The organism is Candidatus Manganitrophus morganii (assembly GCA_021651055.1).
Taxonomy (GTDB): Bacteria; Nitrospirota; Nitrospiria; order SBBL01; family Manganitrophaceae; genus Manganitrophus; species Manganitrophus morganii.
On the sequence record JAJHOH010000001.1, the window covers coordinates 2711996 to 2725730 of the forward strand.

12 protein-coding genes and 2 riboswitches are annotated in these 13735 nt (G+C 57.5%); of the genes, 6 read left to right on the forward strand and 6 right to left on the reverse strand.

Features of this window, described 5'->3' with window-relative positions; all coding sequences use genetic code 11:
* Positions 1-32: 32 nt before the first annotated feature.
* From MCM46_12510 to MCM46_12535, 6 genes are read right to left on the reverse strand one after another with little or no spacing between them, the layout of a single operon-like run.
* Entirely contained in the window at positions 33-479 is a 447-nt protein-coding gene (locus tag MCM46_12510; GenBank protein ID MCG3112629.1) for a cobalamin B12-binding domain-containing protein, read from the reverse strand.
* Complete coding sequence (locus MCM46_12515) at positions 472-1347, reverse strand: MBL fold metallo-hydrolase (GenBank protein ID MCG3112630.1); 876 nt, start codon at positions 1345-1347, stop codon at positions 472-474. Before MCM46_12515 ends, MCM46_12510 begins: the two co-directional genes overlap by 8 nt.
* Positions 1316-2929 carry a methylmalonyl-CoA mutase family protein gene (locus MCM46_12520; GenBank protein ID MCG3112631.1) on the reverse strand — a complete coding sequence of 538 codons (1614 nt, stop codon included), beginning with the start codon at positions 2927-2929 and terminating at the stop codon, positions 1316-1318. The genes MCM46_12515 and MCM46_12520 overlap by 32 nt, the downstream gene beginning before the upstream one ends.
* Before the next feature lie 36 nt (positions 2930-2965).
* Entirely contained in the window at positions 2966-4111 is a 1146-nt protein-coding gene (locus tag MCM46_12525; protein MCG3112632.1) for an acyl-CoA dehydrogenase, read from the reverse strand.
* Positions 4108-4977: a 3-hydroxyacyl-CoA dehydrogenase NAD-binding domain-containing protein gene (locus tag MCM46_12530; protein ID MCG3112633.1), complete on the reverse strand. Its 870-nt coding sequence runs from the start codon at positions 4975-4977 to the stop codon at positions 4108-4110. Before MCM46_12530 ends, MCM46_12525 begins: the two co-directional genes overlap by 4 nt.
* Positions 4978-4986: 9 nt before the next feature.
* Complete coding sequence (locus tag MCM46_12535; protein ID MCG3112634.1) at positions 4987-6204, reverse strand: thiolase family protein; 1218 nt, start codon at positions 6202-6204, stop codon at positions 4987-4989.
* 129 nt (positions 6205-6333) lie between these two features.
* On the opposite strand from MCM46_12535, the gene pdhA reads away from it, so the two are divergent.
* From pdhA to MCM46_12565, 6 genes are all read left to right on the forward strand, one after another.
* A complete protein-coding gene (gene pdhA, locus MCM46_12540) occupies positions 6334-7422 on the forward strand; it encodes a pyruvate dehydrogenase (acetyl-transferring) E1 component subunit alpha (protein ID MCG3112635.1) in 1089 nt (362 codons plus the stop codon).
* Entirely contained in the window at positions 7419-8396 is a 978-nt protein-coding gene (locus tag MCM46_12545; protein ID MCG3112636.1) for an alpha-ketoacid dehydrogenase subunit beta, read from the forward strand. Before pdhA ends, MCM46_12545 begins: the two co-directional genes overlap by 4 nt.
* A 42-nt stretch (positions 8397-8438) precedes the next feature.
* Positions 8439-9668, forward strand: a complete 1230-nt coding sequence (locus MCM46_12550; protein MCG3112637.1) for a 2-oxo acid dehydrogenase subunit E2 — start codon at positions 8439-8441, stop codon at positions 9666-9668.
* A gap of 135 nt (positions 9669-9803) precedes the next feature.
* Positions 9804-10892 (forward strand): type IV pilus twitching motility protein PilT, encoded by a 1089-nt coding sequence (locus MCM46_12555; protein ID MCG3112638.1) that lies wholly within the window; start codon positions 9804-9806, stop codon positions 10890-10892.
* Positions 10885-11334, forward strand: a complete 450-nt coding sequence (locus MCM46_12560; GenBank protein MCG3112639.1) for a hypothetical protein — start codon at positions 10885-10887, stop codon at positions 11332-11334. The genes MCM46_12555 and MCM46_12560 overlap by 8 nt, the downstream gene beginning before the upstream one ends.
* An 80-nt stretch (positions 11335-11414) precedes the next feature.
* A riboswitch (cobalamin riboswitch) is annotated at positions 11415-11614 on the forward strand.
* Positions 11615-11688: 74 nt separating this feature from the next.
* Positions 11689-11871: riboswitch (cobalamin riboswitch) on the forward strand.
* A gap of 21 nt (positions 11872-11892) precedes the next feature.
* On the forward strand, positions 11893-13728 hold the full coding sequence (locus tag MCM46_12565) for a TonB-dependent receptor (protein ID MCG3112640.1): 1836 nt from the start codon (positions 11893-11895) through the stop codon (positions 13726-13728).
* Positions 13729-13735 lie beyond the last annotated feature (7 nt).

Genomic DNA, 13735 nt, shown 5'->3' on the forward strand with positions numbered 1-13735 from the left:
GGCGCTGCTTCGCCCTTTCTTTCCGGACATCCTTATCTCTTCAACTTTTTCACAAACTGAACAATCTCTTCCAGCGGTGTGCCGGGGGTGAAGATTTCGCGGATCCCTTGTTTTTTGAGGTCGCGGATATCTTCGTCGGGGATGATGCCGCCGCCGAAGACGGCGATGTCGGTGGCCTTTTCTTTTTTGAGAAGTTTTAAGACCTCTTCGAAGAGGGTCATGTGGGCGGCAGAGTGGATCGAGAGGCCGATGGCGTCGGCATCCTCCTGAATCGCGGAGGCGACGATTTCGGCGGGGGTGTGGTGCAGCCCGAGGTAGATCACCTCGTTCCCGCCGTCGCGCAGGGCGCGCGCGACGACTTTGATCCCGCGGTCGTGGCCGTCGAGGCCGATCTTGGCGAGCAGCACCCGCTTTCGCCGTTCGACCGGCTTCTTTCGATCCGATGATTTTACGGGGGCGTTCTTGACTGCTCTAGGCAACCCGGACCTCCTCCAATTGGTATCGGCCTTCTTTCTTCTTTAAATATCCCATTCGAATTTTCGGATCGTGCTGGAAAATCAAAAGCCAGTGCTCCTCGTGCGCCTGCGCCAGCAGTTCCCGCTTGGTCTCCATCGTCGTCAACGGAAAGAGATCGTATCCCATGATGTAGGGAAGCGGAAGATGCGTAGCGGTCGGGATGAGATCGCCGATGAAGAGGGCCTTCTCGCCGTTTGATTCGACCAGAATCGATTGGTGGTGTTCGGTGTGGCCCGGAGTCCGGACGACGGAAACCCCCTTCAGAATTTCCGAGTTTCCGTCCAAAAGATCAAGGCGTCCTTCTTTCGGGAGGACTTCGTAGTTTTCGAGAAGATAACTTCCGCGGGTCCGCTCGTTCGGGGTGTTGGCGAACTCCCACTCTCCCTTTTGGATGAAGTAGGTCGCCCTCGGAAAGGTCGGATGGATGTGGCCGTGATCGTCCCGCCGGGTGTTCCCGCCGGCATGGTCGAAGTGGAAATGGGTGTTGATCACCAGCGCGATGTCTGTGGGGGCGAGGCCGTGTTTCGCGAGCGACGCCTCAATCGACGGCGTCCGGTTCACGGCGTAAATTTCGTTAAACTTCTCGTCTCCTTTGTTTCCGATTCCGGTGTCGACGAGAATGTTCATCCCGTGTGCCCGGATCAGCAGAACGCCGAGCTCAAGATGAATTCGGTTTCGGTCGTCGGCCGGATGGTGTTTTTCCCAGAGGACCTTCGGGACGACGCCGAACATGGCACCGCCGTCCAATCGAAAGGTGCCGTCGGTAAGGGGTTGGATTTCAAAGGTGCCGAGTTTCATATCAAAACGAGACCGACTCGCGGTACTCCCCATAAACTTTTCTAAATACGTCGGAGATCTCTCCGACCGTGGCGGAGGCCCGCACGGTGTCGAGGATCAACGGCATCAGATAAGCGCCGGCCTCTGCGGCGGAAGTAAGCCGTTGTAACGTCTGTTGGAGTTTTTTCGGATCGCGCTCTGCCTTGATCTTCTTCAGCCGTGCGACCTGCCGCCGCTCCACATCCCCCGTGACCTTGAGGATCTCGATCCGGCGTTCTTCCTTTTCGATAAAGGCGTTCACGCCGACGATGAGCCGATCTTTCCGATCGATCTCCTGCTGATAGGCGACGGCAGCGCGGTGGATCTCCCGCTGCGGAAAGCCCTTCTCGATGGCACGGACCATCCCCCCCATCCCATCGAGCTTCTTGAAGTAGCGCTGCGCCTCTTTCTCCATCCGGTTCGTCAGCGACTCGATATAGTACGATCCCGCCAATGGATCGACGGTGTCGGTGACGCCGCTCTCGTGGGCGATGATCTGCTGCGTCCGAAGGGCGATCTTCACCGCCTCTTGCGTCGGGAGGGCGTAGGTCTCATCCATCGAGTTCGTATGAAGCGACTGGGTGCCACCCATCACGGCGGCCAGCGCTTGCAGCGCCACCCGAACGATGTTGTTGTACGGCTGCTGCGCGGTCAGCGTGCAGCCGGCGGTCTGTGTGTGAAACCGAAGTGCCATTGATCGGGGGTCTCTTGGATGAAACCGCTTCTTCATCTCCCGCGCCCAGAGCCGCCGGGCGGCGCGGTATTTCGCGATCTCCTCGAAGAAATCGTTGTGGGCATTGAAGAAGAAGGAAAGCCGCGGGGCAAAGTCGTCGATCTTTAAGCCCGATTTGATGGCCGATTCCACATAGCTGAGACCGTCATAGAGGGTGAAGGCGAGCTCCTGCACCGCCGTCGAGCCCGCTTCCCGGATATGATAACCGGAGATGCTGATCGGGTGAAAGAGGGGCGCTTCTTCGACGCAGAACCGGACGGTGTCGTTGATCAACTTGAGCGACGGCTCCGGCGAGGTGATCCATTCCTTCTGGGCGATGTACTCTTTGAGGATATCGTTCTGAAGGGTTCCCCGGAGCTGGTTAAAGGAGACCCCTTGTTTCTCGGCGACGGCAAGGTACATGGCAAAGAGGACGATCGCCGGGGCGTTGATCGTCATGGAGGTGCTGACCCGGTCGAGGGGGATGCCGTCGAAGAGCCGTTCCATATCATGAACCGTGTCGATGGCGACGCCGCACTTCCCGACTTCGCCGAGCGACTTCGAATGATCGGAGTCGTATCCCATCAACGTCGGGAGATCGAACGCAACAGACAGGCCGGTCTGGCCGTGATTCAGAAGATAGTGGTAGCGTTCATTGGTCTCGGCGGCGGAGGCGAAGCCGGAGAACTGCCGCATCGTCCAGAGCTGCCCGCGGTACATCGTCGGATAGATGCCGCGGGTGAAGGGGAACGCTCCCGGCCGGCCGAGGTCGGTGTTGGGATCAAGGGAGCGGGTGGCTCGATCGGTATAGAGCCGATCGATCTCAATGTCTGAGAGATTTTTGAACTTCGGTTTTCGTTCTCTTTTGGAGAGATCTTTCTTCATCAGATGCCTGTCGTAGGGGCGTATTGCAATACGCCCCTACATGGATTGTAACAAATGCCGCGCAATCACCATCCGCTGGACCTCCGAGGTTCCCTCATACAGGGTGGTGATCCGGGCATCTCTGTAAAATCGCTCGACCGGAAAATCTTTGATAAAGCCGTAGCCGCCGAAGATCTGGACCGCCTTGTAGGCGACCCGGTTCGCCATCTCCGAAGCATAAAGCTTCGCCTCGGCGGCGATCGCCGTGACCGGTCTTCCTTGGTGACGGCTCCAGGCGGCCCGGTGGGTGAGGAGCCGGGCGGCGTCGATCTCGGTCTTCATGTCGGCGAGCATGTTTTGAATCGCCTGAAAGTCGCCGATCGGCCGGTTGAACTGCTTCCGCTCTTTGGCATACGCGAGGGATTCTTCGAGACAGCCCTGCGCGATCCCGAGCGCCTGGGCGGCGATCCCGATGCGCCCGCCGTCAAGCGTCGCGAGCGCGATCTTGAATCCTTCGTTCTCCACCCCTAGGAGGTTTTCAGGCGGCACGCGGCACTCCTGGAAGATCAATTCAGTGGTGTCGGAGCCGCGCAGCCCCATCTTGTCCTCGATTTTTCCGACGACAAAACCGGAGAACGCTTTTTCAACGATGAAGGCCGAGATCCCTTTTTTTCCCCGCGCCGGATCGGTTACCGCGTAGACGATCGCCACATCGGCATTCTTTCCGTTGGTGATGAAGAGCTTCGTCCCGTTGAGAACGTAGTGACCGCCGTCCCGCCGCACCTGTGTTGCAATCCCTCCGGCGTCGGAGCCGGCCCCCGGCTCGGTTAACGCATAACATCCGAGGAGACGGCCTTGCGCGAGCGGGACGAGGTACTTCTCTTTCTGCGCCTTGGTTCCGAACCGGTTGATCGGATCGCAGGCGAGCGAGTTGTTGACCGTCATGATGACGCCGAGGGAGGCCCACGCCTTGGAGATCTCCTCCATGGCGAGAATGTAGGTCAGCAGATCCATCCCGGAGCCGCCGTATTCCGTCGAGATAAAGGCTCCCATCAATCCCATCTCACCCAGCGCTTTGACCAGCGCGTGCGGAAACTCCGAGGCGGCATCCATTTTGGAGGCGACCGGCTTCACCTCTTTTTCAGCGAAGCCCCGAATCGTTTCCAGGACCATCTGTTGCTCTTCGGTGAAATGCAAATTCACGGGGGCAATTCCTGCGTTTTGTAGTAGTAGAAGCCGCGTCCGGTTTTCTTTCCAAGGAGGCCGGCCTCCACATATTTGCGCAAGAGGGGGGCCGGGCGGTATTTGCTGTCGCCGAATTCGGTGAAGAGGACTTCCATGATGTCGAGGCAGGTGTCGAGACCGATCAGATCGGCGAGCGCGAGCGGGCCCATCGGATGGCGAACCCCCATCGTCATCGCTGTATCGATCTCCTGCGGTGTTCCGACCCCTTCCATGACGGCGAAGATCGCTTCGTTGATCATCGGCATCAGAATTCGGTTGATGATGAAACCGGGAAAATCTTTCGAGACGACGACCGTCTTCCCCAATTTCTCGACGAAATGTTTCGCCTGGAGAAACGTCTCATCGGAGGTCTGCCACCCCCGGACAATCTCGACCAATTCAATGATGGCAGCCGGGTTCATGAAGTGGATGCCGATGAATTTATCGGCCCGCTGTGTCACGGAGGCAAGCCGGGTGATCGAGATCGAGGAGGTGTTCGTAGCGAAGACGACCTCTTTCGGACAAATCGAATCGAGGAGCTCGAACGTCTCCATCTTGATCTCTTCCCGCTCCGGGGCCGCCTCGATGATCATGTGGCAGTGGGCGCAGTCTTCCAGCCGGGTTGTCAGCTTGATGTTCTTGAGCGTTTTTTCCCGAACCCACTCCGTTAGTTTTCCCCGCTTGACCGCCGTGTTGAGTCCCTCCGTAATTCGTTCGACGGCGGCCTCCAACACTTTCGCGTCAAGGTCGTAAAGAAGCACGTGGTATCCGCCGGTGGAGACAACCTGGGTGATGCCGCTTCCCATCTGTCCCGCGCCGACCACGCCGATGATGCTGATTTCCATCGGTCTACCTCACAGTCCTTTCTGATTTGATTTTTTTGATTCGGTCTTGGACGGCCGCTCGATCAATAAGGCGACCGCTTCTCCTCCGCCGATGCAGAGGGAGGCGATGCCGCGGGAGAGATCGAGGTCTTCCAAGAGATGGATCAGGGTGGTGAGAATGCGGGCGCCGCTGGCGCCGATCGGGTGTCCCAGCGCGATCGCCCCGCCGCGTCGATTGATCTTCTTCGAATCGATTTCCAAGTCCCGCATCACCGCAATCGAAGAGGCGGCGAACGCCTCATTGATCTCGAAGAGGTCAATGTCGGAAGGGGTGAGCCGGACTTTTTTGAGCAGCGCGGTGATGGCCGCGGCCGGGGCCACGGTAAAGCGGGCCGGTGCGGTCGCCGTGGTGGTGTATCCGATAATCTCGGCGCGGGGTCGGGCTCCGAGGCGCTGCGCTTGCTCTGCCGACATCATCACGACGGCGGCGGCCCCATCGCTGAGGGAGGAGGCGTTTCCCGCCGTGATCCGGCCCTCTTTCTCAAAGGCCGGCTTGAGCTTGCGAAATTTGTCGAAGTCGACCCGCTTCGGCTCCTCGTCTTCTGAAAGGACCGCCGGTCCCTTTCGTCCCGCAATCTCAATTGAAATGATCTCTCTTTTGAACTCGCCCCGCTGTTGCGCCTCTTGCGCCCGGCGATAACTTTCCAGTGCAAAGTCGTCCAACTCTTCGCGGCTGAGGTGATACTCCTCCGCGCATTGCTCCGCGGCCGAACCCATGTGAAAGTTGTTGTAGACGTCCCAGAGGCCGTCTTTGATAATGCTGTCGATCAGGGTGCCGTGACCGAGACGATAACCCGATCGGGCACGCTCCAAGAGATAGGGGGCATTTGTCATGCTCTCCATCCCCCCGGCCACCACGACGCTCGCATCACCGAGGGCGATCGCCTGGGCGCCGATCATCACCGCCTTGAGTCCCGAGCCGCAGACTTTGTTGATCGTCGTGCAGGGGACCGAATCGGGAAGGCCGGCCCCGAGCGCCGCCTGCCGGGCGGGGGCTTGGCCAAGTCCGGCGGAGAGGACGTTGCCCATCAGAACCTCATCCATTTGATCGGGCCGAAGCGCCGCGCGCGAGATCGCCTCGGCGATGGCGCGGCTTCCGAGTTGCGGCGCCGTGAGGGGGCTAAACGCCCCTTGAAAGGCCCCGATCGGTGTGCGAACGGCGCTGGTGATGATCACTTTTTGAGTCATGAAATCGTTCCTCTTTTTCCTAAGGCTCATTATAACACATCACTCTTTGACAAACAGCCCGCCCGACCCCAACCGGAGCAATCGCTCGAATGGATATGTTATAATAAAAACGAAAATTGAGGGAGACCGATGCCGAAGAAAGTCGTTCAACAATTTAAGATCGAATTTCTTCAGATTTTAGACGAGGCCGGACAGGTCGATCGCGCCCTCTGGCCCGGTCTGGACGAAAAGGAGATCAAAGGTTTTTATGAATCGATGGTGCTGATCCGCACCTTCGACGAGAAGGCGCTGAACCTTCAGCGCGAGGGACGCCTCGGCACGTATGCCTCGGTCCAAGGTCAGGAGGCGGCGCAAGTCGGGAGCGCCGCGGCGCTTCGTCCTTCCGATTGGATCTTTCCCGCTTTTCGAGAGCCGGGTGTCTCCATTCTCCGGGGCCTCCCGATGAGGATGATCTACCAGTACTGGTCGGGCGATGAGCGCGGAAGCGCCATCCCCGAAGATCAACACGACTTCCCGATCGCCATCCCGGTGGGAACCCACATTCCGCACGCGGTCGGCGCTGCCTGGGCGGCGCAATTCAAGGGAGATCCGGTCGCGGTCGCGGCCTTCTTCGGAGACGGAGCGACTTCCAAAGGAGATTTCCACGAAGGGCTTAACTTCGCCGGCGTCTTTCGCCTTCCGATCGTTTTCATCTGCCAGAACAATCACTGGGCCATTTCGGTTCCGCTTTCCCGCCAGACCGCTGCGGCGACCTTGGCGCAGAAGGCGATCGCCTATGGGTTCGAAGGAATTCAGGTCGACGGCAATGATGTCTTCGCCGTCTACACCGCCGTAAAGAATGCCCTGGAGAAGGCGCGGCGCGGGGAGGGCCCGACGTTGATCGAATGTTATACCTATCGCTTGAGCGATCACACCACCGCCGATGATGCCTCCCGCTACCGAAAGGTGGAAGAGGTGGCGACTTGGAGAAAAAAGGATCCGCTCGTTCGACTTCGCGCATTTCTTGAGCGGGAGTACCGTTGGTCGGAAGCCGATGAGCAGGCCCTCCGCCGGCAGATGCAGGAGCGGGTCGCCGCCGCGGTGCATGAATTCGAAGCGGTCCCCCCTCAGGATCCGCAGACGATGTTCGATCTTCTCTATGCGACCCCGACCCCCGACCTGATCCGTCAGAAAGAGATTCTTCGCAAGCGCCTTCAGCAGAAGAAGGAGAAAGAGTGAGCAAGCTGAATGTCGTTCAAGCGATCAATCAGGCCCTCCGTCATGAGATGGAGCGGAATCCCGATCTTATCTTAATGGGAGAGGACATCGGGCGCGACGGGGGGGTCTTCCGCGTCACGGAGGGATTAATCGATCAATTCGGCGAGCGACGGGTCGTCGACACCCCGCTTTCCGAATCGGGAATCGTCGGCATCGCCATCGGAATGGCGGCGTATGGTCTTACTCCGGTGGTCGAGATCCAGTTCATGGGCTTTCTTTATGCGGCGATGGAGCAACTGATCTCTCACGCGGCGCGTCTTCGGACCCGGACCCGCGGCCGTTACACCTGCCCGATCGTCGTCCGGACCCCCTACGGCGGCGGCATTCATGCGCCGGAGCATCACTCGGAGAGCACCGAGGCTTTCTTCGTCCATACCCCCGGCCTAAAAGTCGTCGTCCCCTCGACCCCGGCGGAGGCGAAGGGGCTGATGCTCTCTGCGATCCGCGATCCCGATCCGGTGATTTTCCTGGAGCCGGCCAAGATCTACCGGGCCATCAAGGAAGAGGTCCCTGAAGGAGAATATGCGATCCCGCTTGGCGAGGCGCGGCTGTTGACGGAGGGGAAAGATCTGACCCTCATCACCTGGGGGGCGATGCTCCATCCGACGTTGAAGGCGGCCGACCGGATGGCGGAGAAAGGGGTGGAGGCGGAGGTGATCGATCTGAGGACCCTTTCGCCGCTTGATTCCGCGACGATCATCCGATCGGTCGAGAAGACCGGACGCGCCGTCATCATTCATGAAGCCCCAAAAACCTGCGGGCTCGGCGCGGAGATTGCCGCCCGTCTCTGCGAGGAGGCGCTTCTCTCACTCGAAGCCCCCGTGGCGCGTGTGACCGGGTTCGACACGCCGATTCCCCTTCCTAAGAATGAGAAGTATTATCTTCCCGATGTCGATCAGATCGTTGAAGCGGCTGAACAGGTCGTCGGATTCTGACTTTGCTCGTAATTTCTAAAAAAACAAATCAGGGACGAATCGATGAGAAAAGAATTTAAATTCCCCGACGTCGGTGAAGGGATTGCCGAGGGGGAACTGGTCAAGTGGCTCGTCTCTCAGGGCGACTCGGTGAAAGAGGACCAGCCGTTGGTGGAGGTGGAGACCGACAAAGCGGTCGTGACCCTTCCCTCGCCTTATACCGGGAAGGTGATCGAGCTGCGCGGCAAACCGGGAGAGGTGATCCAGGTCGGAGCGGTCCTGGTGGCGGTGGAGACGGAGGAAGCGCCCGCCGCGAAGACGACGGAGAAAAAACCGACCGCTGAAATAAAGGAAGAGACCAGAAAAGATGCCGGCTCGGTCGTCGGGCGACTGGGACAAGAGGAAGAAGAGTTTAAAGTGCGGGCGATTCCCTCGGTCCGGGCGCGGGCGAAGGAGCTGGGGGTCGATCTCTCGAAAGTGCGGGGAACCGGCCCCAACGGGCGTCTCACGCGGGAGGATGTCGAGGGGGCCACTCAGCCCCGAAAGGAAGCCGCGCCGGTTCAACCCCATGCTGAAACGGGACCGCTCGGTCCGGTGGAGCGGATTGCGTTTCGAGGGGTTCGGCGAAGCGCGGCACGGCGGGTGAGCGAATCGTCCCAGAAGGTCGCCGCGGTCACCTTCACCGACGATGCCGATGTGACCGCGCTCGAAAAGGTCCGCTCCAAGAAGAAAAACCTGGCCGAGGAGCGCGGCTTTAAACTGACCTATCTCCCCTTCATCATCAAGGCGGTGGTCGCCGGCCTTAAAGAATATCCCTACTTGAATGCGACCTTGGACGAAGAGAAAGAAGAGATCATTTTAAAAAAGTATTACAACATCGGGATTGCGGTCGACACGCCGGAAGGGCTGATGGTCTTCGTCATCAAACGAGCCGATGAGAAAAGCGTGCTCGATCTTTCGAAAGAGATCTCGTCCCTCACTGAGAAGGCCTTCTCCCGAATGATCGATCTTTCTGATTTGAAGGGGGGGACCTTCACCCTCACCAACTATGGGGTGATCGGCGGCATTTACGGCACGCCGATCATCAACTATCCCGAGGTCGGCATCCTCGGCCTCGGCAAAATCGAGGACAAAGTGGTCGCCCGGTCGGGTGAGATGGTGATCCGGAAGATCCTGCCGCTCTCCCTCACCTTTGATCATCGTGTGATCTACGGTGCCGAGGCGGCCCGGTTCATGAACACGGTCATTCAACATTTGGAAGATCCCGATTTGATGCTCATCGAAGGCAAGTAGGGGCGGGTTTCAAACCCGCCCTCCCTGTCGTTGATTCCCTCCCTAGGCCAAATCCATCCATTGTTCTCATCGACTTACAGATTTTTTATCCTATGGTAAACTTCCTTCCGTGCTTCTCAATAATTCGGAGTCCACATGCCTCAAATCGATGTCCTCTTCAAGGCGTTAAGAGAGAAAAAAGGGTCCGATCTTCATCTCTCGCCGCAGAACCCGCCGATGATGCGGGCGGCGGGAGATTTGGTTTCGGTCACCCCCGAAAAACTGACCCACGAAGGAAACCAGAAGCTTCTCTACGAAATCATGAGCGATGTCCATAAAGGGAAGTTTGAAGAGACGCACGACATCGACTTTGCCTACGAGGTTCCGGAGTTGCAGGCCCGCTTCCGAGCCAATATTTTCCTCGGCCGGCTCGGGATGAGCGCTGTTTTCCGGATGATTCCCACCCAAATTCTAACGGTCGAGCAGCTGGGGCTCCCCGCCACCGTTTTAAAATTCGCTCAATTTAAGAAGGGGCTGGTTTTGGTGACCGGCGCGACCGGAAGCGGAAAATCGACGACGCTTGCGGCGATCATCGACTACATCAATCGGACCAAAAAAGAGCATATTCTGACCGTGGAAGATCCGATCGAGTTTGTCCATACCAGCCAGGGGTGCCTGATCAACCAGCGCGAAGTCGGACGCGATACAAAATCGTTTGCCGCCGCGCTGAGAGCGGCCCTTCGGGAAGACCCGGACATTATCCTTGTGGGGGAGATGCGCGATCTGGAGACGATCGAGCTGGCGATTACGGCGGCCGAAACCGGGCATCTCGTCTTCGGAACGCTTCATACGAGCAGCGCCGCCAAGACGGTCGACCGGATCATCAATGTCTTTCCGACCAACCAGCAGGAGCAGATCCGGGCGATGTTGGCGGAATCGCTCAAAGGGGTGGTCGCACAGAACCTGGTGAAGACGGTGGACGGCAAGCGATGCGCGGCGCTGGAGATTTTGCTGGTGAACACCGCCACCTCCAACCTGATCCGGGAAGCAAAGACGTTCCAGATTCCCTCGGTCATCCAAACGGGAAAAGCCGAAGGGATGCAGCTGATGGATCAGGCCCTTCAGGCGCTGGTGGCCTCGAAGAAGGTATCGATGGAAGAGGCGCATAAATTCGCGTTAAACAAGGCCCTCTTCCCTTTGCCGGGGCAGGGAGCGGCCCCTCAAGGAGCGGCACCCCGTGGATGAGCGAAAGATCGAAAAAGAGAACCGTCCGGTTTTGTTCGAGCTCTCCGACGGGAGCGAGGTCGAAGGGGAGGTCTTTCTTCGGCTCTATGAGGCGCACCATGCGGGGCTTCAAAAGGTCGGGGATCTTTTGCACGAGGAGAAAAAGTTCATCCCCGTGAGGACGAAGGGGGGAACCCTCCTGCTCAATCGGTCTCATATCGTCGTGGCGAAGGTCCCGGCGCAGATGGAAAAAGACGACCTCATGACGTTGGGGAAAAAATATTCCGTTTCTTTGAAGATGGTCCTGGGAAAAGTGATTGAGGGGGATGTCTTCGTCAATCTTCCCGAAGGATTCTGCCGGATGAAAGACTATCTGAATCAGCCGGTCCGCTTTTTCACCCTCATCCAACCGGAATTCGTCGTTTACATCAATCAGGAATTTGTCCTCTCCGTCCAAGATTGACCTCCAAAAAATTACATCCTTCGCTCACGATTTATTTTTTAGTTGATTTCGTTCCGCCCCCCTGGTATAGATTACCCGTTCGATAAAGAACCCGTTCAGGTGATCCCGACGTCATGTCGGGATTGAAAAGGGAATCCCGTGTAAATCGGGAGCGGACCCGCCGCTGTCATGGGACGCGAAACCGACCAAACCACTCTCCGTATAAAATGTCCGGGGGGGAAGGGGTCGGGAGTAAGATCGTCCCAGAGCCAGAAGACCTGCCTGAATGGAAAGCACTGCCTGTCTTCGATGGTCAAGACGGGGGCGGACTCATTCCATCCCCTCCTTTCCATTCGAAAGGCGGGGATTTTTTTTGGACAGAATTTAAATCAAATCACCTGAAGGGTTGATCGGGAAAGCGGTGCAAAACCGCTGCTGCCCCGCAACTGTGATGGGAACGAAACCACAACGGCCACTGGAGAATATAAATGTTCTCCGGGAAGGCGTGGGAGTAGGTTGCCCTCAGCCAGGAGACCGGGCCTTTCAGGATCACATTTCACCTTTCGAAGGGAGAGGAAGATGACCCCGTTCCAATGGCGTATTGCGTTTTGCTCATTTCTCGTTCTGATTGCAGTCGGCACCAACGTATCCGGCGCAGAAGAAACATCCCCTGAAGAGATTCCCACCTTTCCACCGGTTTTCGTCACGGCCACCCAAACGGAGGTTCCGTTGAAGGAGACCGCCGCTTCCGTCACCCTCATCGACGAGAAGACAATTGAGGAGAAACATCTCACCACCGTCGAGGAAGTCCTCCGTGAAGTGCCGGGTCTTGCCGTTGTCCAAAGCGGGGGGCTTGGCGGAACGACCTCGGTCTTCATCCGTGGGACGAACCCGGATCATACCCTTGTTTTGATTGACGGCGTTCAGGTCAATAGTCCATTCTCAGGATTTTTCGATTTTGCCAACCTGACAGTCGAGAATATCGAGAGGATCGAGGTCATTCGGGGTCCACAGAGCACCCTCTACGGATCGGACGCAGTTGGCGGGGTCATTCAAATTTTTACAAAGAAGGGCCAAGGTCCTCCGACCGGTTCTCTTTCATTCGAGGCGGGAGCGTATCGCACCTTTCGGGAGACGGCGGGGGTAAGCGGATCGACGGAACGGTTCGATTATTCTCTTTCGGCCGGCCGGATCGACAGCCAAGGATTTTCAAGAGCGGCCGGCGGCCGGGAGGATGACGGCTATGAGAATACCACGCTCTCCTCGCGCCTTGGGATCGACCTGACGTCACAGACACGCTTGGAGTGGACCGGCCGTTATACCGATTCGGAAAGCGATCTGGATAGTCCGCCGACGGACATTCGAAACTTTGTCCAAGCCGAAAAAAAACTAGCAACCTCTCTCGCTCTGTTGACCACCCTTTTGGAGGGATGGCGGCAGGAGCTGAAGGTTTCTTTCACCACTGAAGAGCTGGAGGGAAGAGATCCTGTTACATCTTTCAATAACTATAAGTTTGAAGCGCAGGGACGGCGAGTGGACTGGAGGCATCATCTCGACCTCGGCCGCGCAGCGCTTCTGACACTCGGCTACGAATACGAACTTCAAGAAGGGGAGAGCCGAGGCGGTATTGAAGAGGAATCACTGACCAATCACGCCATTTACGCCTTTAACCAGTTCCGTCTTTCCCCCATTATTCTGAACCTGGGCGTTCGGTACGACGACAACGACCGGTTTGGAAACGAGACGACTTACAAGATCGAAGGAGCCTATCTCGTGAAATCGACAGCAAGCAAGATCCATGCGGCATACGGCACCGGCTTTCATGCCCCGACCCTTGTGGATCTCTTTTTCCCCTGCTGTGGCAATGAAGATCTGAATCCAGAGAAAAGTAGAAGTTATGAAGCTGGCGTCGAGCAGTCCTTTCAGAACGAGCGGGTCCGGGTTGGAGCAACTTATTTTCAGAATCGGATTGAACAGCTCATCGTTTTTGACTTCGTCCGAAGTATTCCGATCAACCTTGCTAAAGCAAGAATGAACGGATGGGAGTTTGACATCTCGGCAAGGCCGGCAGAAAACGTCAGCCTGTCAGCAAATTACACCCTCTTGAATACCGAAGATGAAGATGGCGGCGAGCTGATACGCCGACCCCGTTATCAAGCGGGAGGAAATCTCTCAGTTCGGCCCATTCATCCCCTCCTCCTGATTCTCCAGGTTCGATATGTGGGAGATCGTTCTGATTTTGCTGGAAAGATGGATGACTATACCGTCGTCGACCTCTCAGGGACCTACGCCGTTCACCGGAACGTCTCACTTTTTGCACGGGTTGAGAACCTCTTTGATCGGGAGTATGAGGAGGTCATCGGCTATGCGACGGCGGGGTTCTCCGGCTACGGCGGCGTAAAGGTCACCTTTTGAGGGGAGG